Raw genomic sequence first — 9804 nt, forward strand, 5'->3', positions numbered from 1 at the left:
TCGACTGCGGTCGGAAGCCCGATCGGCGCATCTTGGGACGAAGCGGTCGTTCCAGACCGATCTTACGAACGGCGGGTTCTGTCAGTAGCCGCCATCCAGCCTTTGCTAGACCGGTATAGCTGGACGACAGAAATTCAGCCGTCGTGTGGCTGTCCGGTTTCAAACATAAGCGTTGAGAAGCTGACGCCCCCGCTCAGTTCCCCCGCGGGACCCTTTTGTCGTTCCCATACCAGAAGGCCCTTACCCCCTACCCGTGTCTACTGATTGCGCATCGCCAGCGGCCCTATTTTAGCCCGGGGTTTTCAAAAGCGAGCAAGGTCAAAGACATGCCCAATCATTCAGAAGCAAGCCGCCGTCCGCGCATCGCCATCGCGGGCGCAACGGGGCGTGTCGGTTCGTCGCTTGTCCACCGTCTTGTAGGCGATCCCGTTGATATCGTAGCGCTCACGCGCGATCCGAAAGCGGTTCGCTTGCCTTCAAACGCCGAAATAATCGGAATCAACTTCGACGCACCCCCCACGCTTGCCGAAGCGTTGCAAGGCGCCGATCGTCTGTTTCTGGCGCACGGGAGTTCCGACCGTCAGGTAGCGAATGAGACTGCGTTGATCGATGCAGCGATGGACGCTGGCATCGGCCACATCGTAAAGCTTTCTGCGATGGGACCACCCACCAAGGCGCATCCGTTCGATTGGCACATGGCTATCGAAGCACATCTGGCGACCAAGGACCTGGGCTACACCGTGCTGCGCCCAGGCCCCTATGCAGACATCCTTGGTAAGGTTGGCAGCGCCGTCGCCGCCGGTGATTGGGGCGGTACAGCTGGCGATGGCCTCGTGAATTTCATCGACACGAGCGATATCGCCGATGTCGCTCGGCTAGCGCTTCTCGACGAGGCGAGCGTCGACGTGCAGCGAGCCTATCACCTCACCGGTCCCGCCCCCGTAACCATGTCGGACGTAGCGGAACTGCTCTCGCAACTGCTGGAGCGGGAGATCATCTATAAGCACCGCACGCCCACCGAGCAGCGCGTTGCGCTGATTGCATCCGGCTTCAGCGAAACAGCCGCCGATATGCGCCTCGGCCTGGAAAAGCTATTCAATGAGTCCGTGCTGGCGGAGACGACCGACACCGTTGAGCTCCTCACGAAGCAGAAGCCGCGCTCCCTTTCGGATTGGCTGGCCAGCAACCTATCCTTGTTCCGCGACTAGCGCGCGGCGCGAGGGTTCTGGTGCCTCTGCTAGACACTCGTCACCACGAGCCGCCCGACGCCCACCGGCCGCTCCATCGCCAGCGCGACCGGAACACTGCCTACATGGAACACGTCTGGTGGCGGTTCGCGTTGACGCCCGGGGGTCGATTGCCCCCGTCCTCATGTCCGCTTTCAGAAATGTCGATTGGCCAGGTGAACGGCTTGAAATAGGGCGCATTGCCGCCAGACGGCTTTGCACTGAGCGAATGGCTGGTTCTGGCGCAAGCTGCCGTTCAAAACCAAATTCGCGGCCGACGGACTTTGGTCGCAACGTGCCGGGAGCGATGCGCCCATGATGGTGGCCGGCGGATATCCCGGAGGTAGGTGGAAAGGCTGAGTCTGGGGTACGAATCAGACACTCGCCAGAGTCCCGCCAGCTGCGGATATCGACGCCGTGGGGCCCTAGAACAATCCGTGAAAGTCCGCCGATTTCCAGCTACGGTTTAGCAGTAAATTTGCAGTAAATTGCACGATCGTGCAGCCAAACAGCAGCTAAGCGATTGAAATCGCTGGTGACCCCTACGGGACTCGAACCCGTGTTTTCGCCGTGAGAGGGCGCTTTCTCAGCACGGGGTAGAAGCCTTTGTTGGAAAGTTTGCGCGGCAGCTCTCATGATGCAGTTGGCAATTGCCAATATTCTCGAAAGGAACCGGGTTCGAGAATGGCGAGCAGCACGATTTTGTACGATCGGCTCAATCCAATCGCATGTGTCGTCAACCCGCATGGCCGATCAGAATCGCGCCTGTTGCAACTACCAGGCAGGCCGTAATCCGATAGCGGCTCAGGCGTTCGCGAAGGAAGATGCGTCCAATCACGGCGGCGAAGACGACGCTTGTCTCGCGCAGCGCCGACACTGGTCCCATCGCGCCACGAGCCATGGCGAAGATGACGATGCCGTACGCCAGAAGCGAGGCAAGCCCACCACCAGCCGCTACCAGCATCTCCTGTCGCCCGCGCACCAGGGTGCGGGCATCGCGCAGCATGATGTAGCTCGCCGGCGCGAGCAGGCCCCACGACAGGCACATCCATACGGTGTAGCCCAGCGGTGCGCCTGACAACCGGACGCCCAGCCCGTCGGTCACGCTGTAGGCGCCGATGAAGCAGCCGGTTCCTAGCGCGAAGAGCAAGGTTTTTCGCCCGATGGCTCGGCCTTGGAAGGCCAGTGCGACGATCCCGCCCGATACCAGCAGCACGCCCGTCAGGCTGAGTACGTCGGGCAGCTCGCGCGCGAAGATTGCCGCGCCGAGCGAAACCAAAAGCGGCGAGGCCCCGCGCGCGATCGGGTAGGTCTGCCCGAGATCGCCTTCCCGGTAGGTCCGTACAAGGAAGAGGTTGTATCCGGTATGGAGCAGCGCTGACAAGGCAACGCAGCCCCAACTCGCCCTTGCGGGAACCGGTAAGAAGGGGGCCATCAGGGCACAGGCAACCGCGATGGAGATGCACATGACCGTCATCGACCAGAGCCGGTCGCCGCCTCCGCGCAGAAGGGCGTTCCAGCTCGCATGGAGGACCGCAGCGACCAGGACGATTAGGCTGATACCGATGGACATGAGGGTCCTCGGCTAGCCGCATACCCAAGCGCCGCGCATTACCGCATCGCTTTCGTTCGCGCGGTGAGCTTGTTGCCGTCCGGATCCCGGAGATAGGCAACAAAGACACCGTTCGGGCGCTCGCACGGTGGCGTTTCTATGGAGGTGCCACCATGCGCGGTGCCGGCCTCGTGCCATGCGCGGACATGGTCCGCGCTCAGGGCGGCAATGCCGATCGTTCCGCCATTGGCCGCCGTCGCCGGGTGGCCGTCGATCGGTCGGGTGATCATCAATCTTCCACCGTCGTGTTCGTAGATGAGCCGGCCTCTCTCGTCCTTCTCGCCCGATTTGCCGCCCAGCGCCGCAAAAGTTGCGTCATAGAAGGCTCTGGATCGTGCCAGGTCGTTGCTACCGATCATGATGTGCGTGAACATATGTTCTCCCAAGATTGGCTTTGAAAACAGGGAATTACCGGTGGCTTTTTCGCTGCTTCGTCCGAGCGGCGTCAAGGACGAGAATGGTCGGCGGATAGCTCCGCCGACCCAGGAGGGGCCCTATTGCCGGCTATCCTGATAGGCTTCTTCGGGACGGACCCGGCTAAGCGTCGTCACTTCGATGAAGTAGCCGCCTTTTGCCCGGAAATAGAAGCACCAAGCGCCGTGCGCATCGCGCGGCGCCTGAGTTTTCCATCCGTCCCCGCGCAAGCGGGCATGCATGGCATCCACAGCATCGCGGGTCTCTTGAATGAAGCCTATATGCAGTATGTCGAGCTGTTTGGGGTAGTCGAAGCCGTCGAGCTTGTTTTCGAAGTGATTGATGATCAACACCAGCCCGTCGTCATCCTGCAAGATCGCCATCTTTGTGCCACGCACAACGAGCGTGCGCAGGCCGAAATACTGCTCGAACATCGCTCGATCAGCTTCGACATCATTGCTGTATAGGTTGAGGTGGTTCAGCTTCATGGTCATGCCTTTCCGTTGGTTAGACGGACACGAGCCGATCGCGATCAGACAACGACGACCGGCCACGCACGAGGTGAACCCTCGCTGTGTCCGGCCATGGCCAAGAGCGGCGTGACCCGCTCAAGCTTGACTGTCTCCCGGGAGACCGCAGGTTGTCACCATACCTGCATCGCTGTCTTTTTAGGCGCGTTGCAATTTAGAGGGCTTAGTCTGAGCGTCAAGCCGGAGACGGGTCTTGCGCTAAGCAACCTCCGGCCAGGTTGCCGACGCTTCCGAGGTTTAGGCGATCCGAGCCGGGGGCCACTTCCCAAGATATGGCATCGAGCAAACATGGCGTTACAATTACATGCCCCCAAAGATGTCATTCTTCCCACCCGCCTCCCAGCGCGAGGAAGAGATCGATCTGTCGATCGACGACACTGGCGCGGGCGCGGGACAAACTTGCCTGGGCATCGGCGTACCCGGCCTGTGCGTTCAGGACGTCGAGGAAGGGCGTGCGGCCGAACCGCTGGAGCCTGTCGGCATCACGGCTGGCACGAAATGCGGCGTCTGCCGCTCGTTCCAGATCCCGCAGCCGGTCTGTCGCCCGGGCATGTGCCGATAGCGCCGTCTCGGTCTGTTGCAGCGCGACCAGCACGGCCCCATCGAAGGCCGCCAGCGCAGCGTCGGCATCGGCACCAGCCTGGGCGATCCGGGCACGGACCGCTTTCCTGTTCGGGAACGACCACGACACGAGCGGGCCCAGGCTGAACCCGAACGAAGTCGATCCCAAAGCGCGGCCTACCGAAGCAGCCGTGCCTAGCGATCCGCCGATGCTGACCCTCGGGTAAAGCTCGGCCTCCGCGATGCCGATGCCCGCAGTGGTCGCCGCGAGCAAGCGCTCGGCCCTTCGCACGTCCGGGCGACGCCGGAGCAGCATCGCACCGTCCCCGACGGGGATCGGCCGCGCAAGCGCCGGGATCGCGGCGCAGGCCTCGAGTTCGCGTGGATAGTCGGAAGGCGTCCGGCCCATCAGCGCGGCCAGTTCGAACAACGCGGCCTTTCGGTCGGCAAGGATGTCCGGGAGGGCTGCCTCACTGGCGAAGGCGGCGGCGCGTGCCCGGTCGATGTCGAAGCGCGTCCCGCGTCCCCGGCGCGCCGTGCGCACCGCCACTGCCAAGGTCGCGCGCTGGATCGCGGCGATGTGCTGCGCCGCTGCCAAGGCCACGCCATCGGTGCAGGCCCGTGCATAATTCCGGGCAATGGCTGCCGCGACCACGACGCGCACCTGATCGCGCGCCGCCACCGCCACTTCTGTTTGCGCCGAAGCAGCCTCGATCCCGCGCCGGATGCCGCCCGCGAGATCGAGCGGGTAGCTGGCATCGAAGCCGAGCGCGTAGCTGAACGGCGCCGGCAGGGAGGCAGTAGGGCCGCCAATCCGACCGCCCGATGCCTGGCCGCTCAGACCGGTGCTGACGATCCTTGCGGCGGCGGCTTCGCGAACGATCGCGCTCGCGCGGCGGAGATTGGCGTCGGCAGCGCGCAGATCGGTGTTGGCGGCCAGCGCCTCCTCGACATAGCCGTCGAGCCGGGGATCGCCGTAGAGCCGCCACCAGCGCGGCGGCAACGCGGCCTGCGATACGCTCATATCCTTGCTTCCCAGGAACGGTGCCGCCGCTTCGGGTCGGTTGACGATTGCGGCCGGGGGAATGCGATAGTCCGGCCCGGCGACACAGCCGGCGAGGAGCAGGGCGGGGAGGGCGGTGAAGACACGCTTCACGACCGCCGCCCTCCTACCGGCGCTGCGACGGCGGGAAGAAGCTCCACCGTCGCCGTGCGTCCCGCGATCAAGCGGGTGCGGGCAGGCACCCGGTCGATATGCACGCGAACGGGAATGCGCTGGGCAAGCCGAACCCAGGAGAAAGTCGGTGCGACCTTCGGCAGCAGATTGCCTGTATTGTCGCGCTGATCGTCGGCGATCGCGGCGGCGATGCTCTCAACATGCCCAGCGATCTCGCCATCCTCTCCCATCAATCGGACGCGCGCACGGTCGCCGATCGCCACCCGTCGCAGCTTGGTCTCTTCGAAATAGCCCTCGACCCGCAGCGAGGCCGTGTCGACCAACGCCATCGCCTGCGCGCCCGCGGCAAGATAGTCGCCGGGGTGGATGTCTAGGTTGGTGACGATGCCCGCCACGGTGGCGCGGATTTCGGTCCGCTCGATATCGACCTTGGCGACATTGCGGTCGGCGATGGCGCGGGTCAGCGCGGCCTCCGAGGTCCGGACCCTGGCGGCGCTCTGTTCGCGCGCCTCGGTCGCGACGAGGTCGCCCAACGCGACGTCGCGGCGCGCCTCCTTGCGCGCCTGTTCGAGCTGCGCCCGCGCCTCTGCAATGGCGGCGTCCGCGCGCTCGATTGTCGCGGCAAGACGCGGCCGGTCGAGCACTATCAGGAGTTGCCCGGGCCGGACGGTCTGGTTGTCGCGAACCGTCACCTGCGTCACCAGCCCGCCGACGTCGGTCGAGACGCGAACGACATCTGCGCGGATGCGGCCGTCGCGCGTCCAGGGCGTCTGTTGGTGCCGGTCCCAGAGCTGCCAGCCGACCAGCGCGGCAACAGCGACGACGGCAAGCGTGATGCCGTAGCGCGCGAGGACGGAGAGAATGGACTTCATAACAAGGTTCCGGTCACAGGGTGGCCCGCAGGAGCAGGCCGTAGAGGAGGAGGAACACGGCGATCTCGGTGGGCGCCGGCCAGGCGAGGCGGCGCGACAGGCCGGTGACGGCGAAGATCCGCAGCAGGAGTATCGTCGCGATCAGGGCGAGGCAGGCGAGCGCCAGCAGTCCCGGTACCAGGACGCCGGCAATGTCGAGGTCGCGGATCATGCCGCGCGCTTCGGATCGGTTGCGGCTGCGGCAGTTAGCGCAAAGCGGAGGTCGAGCAGCGGATCGAGCAGCCGCCACCTGCCTTCGTCCCCGTCGGCCGCGACACGCGCGATCAGCGTTTTGAGGCGCTGGTCCAATGCAGCGAGCGCGTCGGTATTGTCATCGCGCCCGTCTGCTACGCTCTCGGCGAGCGCCCCGAGCAGTTGCCGCGCCTGCTGGTCGATGGCGCCGACGGCAGGGTCCAGCGCGCGACGCAGCCGGGCGACCGCATGCCCGATGCGGAGATGGCGCAGCATCGCGTCGAGCGTGTCGGGGCGCGAGCGCCTCGACGCGGCAAGCCGCGGCAGGAGGAGGGCGGTGCGGTCGACCATCAGGCTCGTCCAGCCCGCCTCGGCTGGGCCATGGCCGCGCGCGCGCCGGGCGACGTCGCGGCCGCTCAGCCGCAGCAGGCGGTCGATCGCCGCATCGGCGGGCAAGGTCTGGAGCAGGGTCATGCTTGCCGCCCCGAACGCGGTTGCCACGAACAACGCCACGCTGCCGTTGAGCGCATCGGCAAAATCGCCGCTATACTGTGCACCCAGCCCGGAGAGGATCGGGATCGTTAGCGTGATGCCCAGCGCCATATAGGCCGTGGCCGGCCGCGCCTGCAGCGATCCGCCCCAGAGGAAGGCGGGGGCGAGCACGGCGACCAGCGTTGGGAAAGCCGTGACGCGCGGCAGGATGACGAAGCTGTAGGCTAGGCTCAGTATCACGCCGTAGAGCGAGCCCAGCATGTATTTGCGCACATTGGGCGCAGGCGCGTCGACATTGCCGAAGAGCGCGCAGGTAACGCCCAGCACCGATACCGCCAGCCCGCCGTCCGGCCAGGCCGACCAGATCCAGAACAAGCAGCCGGTCAGGATGCCGAGGGTCGCGCCGGTTGCAGCACGTGCGGCCATGAGCGGGTCGCGGTGATGGACATAGCCCGTTGCTGACATGTCACTGAACCGCAGTGTGCAATTTCGAGCCAGACGGGTGTTCGCGAACTCGCGCCCCAGCAGGTCACCCTCGTGGAGCAGCCCGACCAGTTCGGCGAGGTGGCCGGCGAGATTGCCGGTCTGCAGCCGTCCCTCTTGCGCCGGTTCGGCATAGGCCTCTGCTCGTAGCTGACGCGCGCGGTCGATCAGATGGCGGGCGGTGGCGTCCGACTCCGGCGAGGGCGCAGCGTCGATCCACTGGCCGATGGCGTGCAGCAGCGCCGCCAGCGCTTCGTCGTTGTGCATCGCTGCCAGCCGGGCCTCGATCTCCGTCGCCAGCGGGAGCAGCCGCGCCAGCCGATCGTGGAGGTGCCGCAGCGTCGCACGGCGTGGGCGGACGATCGCCGGGTCGTAGGGGAGATGCATTGCCAGCCCGTTCAGGGCGAGCAGATCGAGCGCCAGCCGGTGGCGGTCGGCCTGCTGTCGCGGGTCCGTTTCGCCGCGCAGTAGGTCGCCGGCCAAACGCCGTGAATCGCGCAATGTCGCTGTTACCTTGGCCACGAGCTGGCCGGTCATTGGCCGGGGCAGCAGGAAGCGGTGGATCAGCACAGCACAGAGAATGCCAAGCCCGATTTCCTGCACGCGGACCAGCGCGGTGTCGAAGATCGCGTCCGGCTCGGCGACGCCGGGAAAGCCGATCAGGCTGGCGGTATAGCCGGCCAGCACGAAGGCATAGGCGCGCGGCGTGCGGTCGAGCAGCGACAGGAACAGGCAGAAGCCGATCCAGCCGGCCAGCACCAGGCTGCAAATGATGGGCTCGGCGACAAAGGTAGGAAGGATCACCACCGTCGCCGCAGCGCCGATCAGCGTGCCCACCATGCGGTAGACGCCGCGGCTGAGCGACGCACCGGCCGAGCCTTGCGACACCAGATAGGCCGTGATGATTGCCCAGGACGGGCGGGGAAGCCCGATGCGCAGGGCGATATAATAGGCCAGCATCGCCGCCGCGAAGGTCTTGGCGGAGAACAGCAGCGCCTCCGCATCGGCGCGCAGCGCCGGCGCGCGCAGGAACTTGCCGATCGGCGGCAGCGTCAGTCGCGGCCCGACCCAACCATAAGTGTAAAACAGCCAGATACCCATCGGCTTGTTGATAACGATTCTTAGATCGTTATAAATTCGGTATCCTGACAATCAGTCCCTGAATTCGGTCAATCGCATGCTGTCCCCGCAACCCGCCATCGCCGCCTTCGATCCTGACGCGACCGACCGGCCTGCGATTGCCCGCAATCTCGATTTCGCGGACTATGCCGCAGAGGTGCCCGCGCATGTGCACCGCAAGGGGCAGATGATCCTGGCGCTGCATGGTGCGGTCATTTGCACCGCGGACGACCAGCTCTGGATCGTACCGCCGAACTGCGGAGTCTGGATTCCGGGGGGCACGCCCCACAGTGCCCGCGCCACGCTCAACGCGCGGCTGAGCTATCTGTTCGTCGAACCGGGGGTGGCAAGCCTGCCGGACCATTGCTGCGCGTTGTCGATATCCCCGATGATCCGCGCGATGATCGATCGACTGACCGAGGAAGGCGCCAGCTATCCGCCGGACGGCCATGCCGCACGGCTGGCGCGCGTGCTGCTCGATGAATTGGCCGAGATGCCGCACGAACGGTTCAATCTGCCGGTTTCGACCAACCCGAAAATCCGGGCCATTGCCGATGCGCTAACGTCCAACCCGTCGGACTGCGCTACACAGGCGGAATGGGCGAAGCGCGTGGCGTTGGGCGAACGGTCATTGTCACGGCTTATGATCCGCGAAACCGGTCTCACCTTCGGTCGCTGGCGCCAACAGCTGCATCTGATCATCGCGCTTCGGGAGCTGGCAGGAGGGGCATCCGTACAAGGCGTGGCTGCGGATCTGGGCTATGAGTCCGTCAACGCGTTCATCACCATGTTCCAGAAGGCGTTGGGCAGTACGCCCGCGCGCTTCTTCGCCGGAAGGCGGCAGAATCGGGCTTAATCTTCAAGATCACGGAGCGGACCAAGATTCTGGCGGGAGGATAGGTCCAACGTGCGCCTTCGGCCACGTGCGTCCGCACGTGCATATTTGACGTATATTTGACAAGTTTCCTGCTGATCCAGCTAAGCAATTGAAAAATGGCGCACCCGACAGGATTCGAACCTGTGGCCTCTGCCTTCGGAGCGATATAGCCGTCTCGCCTTAGCGAAAGGCTAGGCGGGTCTCGACTTT

General features: G+C 65.0%; 9 protein-coding genes and 1 tRNA gene. 2 read left to right on the top strand and 8 right to left on the bottom strand.

From position 1 onward, the window contains the following. Positions 1-326 precede the first annotated feature (326 nt). Positions 327-1208 (top strand): NAD(P)H-binding protein, encoded by an 882-nt coding sequence (locus tag SPI01S_RS21330; protein WP_066727334.1) that lies wholly within the window; start codon positions 327-329, stop codon positions 1206-1208. A 551-nt stretch (positions 1209-1759) separates the two neighbouring features. On the opposite strand, the gene SPI01S_RS22545 is transcribed toward SPI01S_RS21330, so the two are convergent. From SPI01S_RS22545 to SPI01S_RS21365, 8 genes are all read right to left on the bottom strand, one after another. Beyond that, a tRNA-Glu gene (locus SPI01S_RS22545) sits at positions 1760-1831 on the bottom strand. A 131-nt stretch (positions 1832-1962) separates the two neighbouring features. Continuing rightward, positions 1963-2799, bottom strand: a complete 837-nt coding sequence (locus SPI01S_RS21335) for an EamA family transporter (protein ID WP_066727336.1) — start codon at positions 2797-2799, stop codon at positions 1963-1965. 38 nt (positions 2800-2837) lie between these two features. After that, positions 2838-3212: a VOC family protein gene (locus tag SPI01S_RS21340; protein WP_066727338.1), complete on the bottom strand. Its 375-nt coding sequence runs from the start codon at positions 3210-3212 to the stop codon at positions 2838-2840. Positions 3213-3332: 120 nt separating this feature from the next. Continuing rightward, positions 3333-3746 carry a VOC family protein gene (locus tag SPI01S_RS21345; protein ID WP_245653722.1) on the bottom strand — a complete coding sequence of 138 codons (414 nt, stop codon included), beginning with the start codon at positions 3744-3746 and terminating at the stop codon, positions 3333-3335. Positions 3747-4101: 355 nt separating this feature from the next. Further along, entirely contained in the window at positions 4102-5499 is a 1398-nt protein-coding gene (locus SPI01S_RS21350) for an efflux transporter outer membrane subunit (RefSeq protein WP_066727340.1), read from the bottom strand. Further along, positions 5496-6392 (bottom strand): HlyD family secretion protein, encoded by an 897-nt coding sequence (locus tag SPI01S_RS21355; RefSeq protein WP_066727342.1) that lies wholly within the window; start codon positions 6390-6392, stop codon positions 5496-5498. Before SPI01S_RS21355 ends, SPI01S_RS21350 begins: the two co-directional genes overlap by 4 nt. A 13-nt stretch (positions 6393-6405) precedes the next feature. Then, complete coding sequence (locus SPI01S_RS21360) at positions 6406-6603, bottom strand: DUF1656 domain-containing protein (RefSeq protein WP_066727347.1); 198 nt, start codon at positions 6601-6603, stop codon at positions 6406-6408. Beyond that, entirely contained in the window at positions 6600-8699 is a 2100-nt protein-coding gene (locus SPI01S_RS21365) for an FUSC family protein (protein ID WP_157084832.1), read from the bottom strand. The genes SPI01S_RS21360 and SPI01S_RS21365 overlap by 4 nt, the downstream gene beginning before the upstream one ends. Before the next feature lie 76 nt (positions 8700-8775). Here SPI01S_RS21365 and SPI01S_RS21370 point away from each other — a divergent pair, with 76 nt between their 5' ends. Beyond that, positions 8776-9573 carry an AraC family transcriptional regulator gene (locus tag SPI01S_RS21370; RefSeq protein ID WP_066727349.1) on the top strand — a complete coding sequence of 266 codons (798 nt, stop codon included), beginning with the start codon at positions 8776-8778 and terminating at the stop codon, positions 9571-9573. The last annotated feature ends 231 nt before the right edge of the window (positions 9574-9804 follow it).

This window comes from Sphingomonas pituitosa NBRC 102491 (genome assembly GCF_001598435.1).
In the GTDB taxonomy this organism is placed as follows: Bacteria; Pseudomonadota; Alphaproteobacteria; order Sphingomonadales; family Sphingomonadaceae; genus Sphingomonas; species Sphingomonas pituitosa.

What these genes read in the sequence shown, in the direction of transcription:
- SPI01S_RS21330 (WP_066727334.1), top strand. Translation starts at nt 327, where the DNA reads ATGCCCAATCATTCAGAAGCAAGCCGCCGTCCGCGCATCGCCATCGCG.
- SPI01S_RS21335 (WP_066727336.1), bottom strand. Translation starts at nt 2,799, where the DNA reads ATGTCCATCGGTATCAGCCTAATCGTCCTGGTCGCTGCGGTCCTCCAT.
- SPI01S_RS21340 (WP_066727338.1), bottom strand. Translation starts at nt 3,212, where the DNA reads ATGTTCACGCACATCATGATCGGTAGCAACGACCTGGCACGATCCAGA.
- SPI01S_RS21345 (WP_245653722.1), bottom strand. Translation starts at nt 3,746, where the DNA reads ATGACCATGAAGCTGAACCACCTCAACCTATACAGCAATGATGTCGAA.
- SPI01S_RS21355 (WP_066727342.1), bottom strand. Translation starts at nt 6,392, where the DNA reads ATGAAGTCCATTCTCTCCGTCCTCGCGCGCTACGGCATCACGCTTGCC.
- SPI01S_RS21360 (WP_066727347.1), bottom strand. Translation starts at nt 6,603, where the DNA reads ATGATCCGCGACCTCGACATTGCCGGCGTCCTGGTACCGGGACTGCTG.
- SPI01S_RS21365 (WP_157084832.1), bottom strand. Translation starts at nt 8,699, where the DNA reads ATGGGTATCTGGCTGTTTTACACTTATGGTTGGGTCGGGCCGCGACTG.
- SPI01S_RS21370 (WP_066727349.1), top strand. Translation starts at nt 8,776, where the DNA reads ATGCTGTCCCCGCAACCCGCCATCGCCGCCTTCGATCCTGACGCGACC.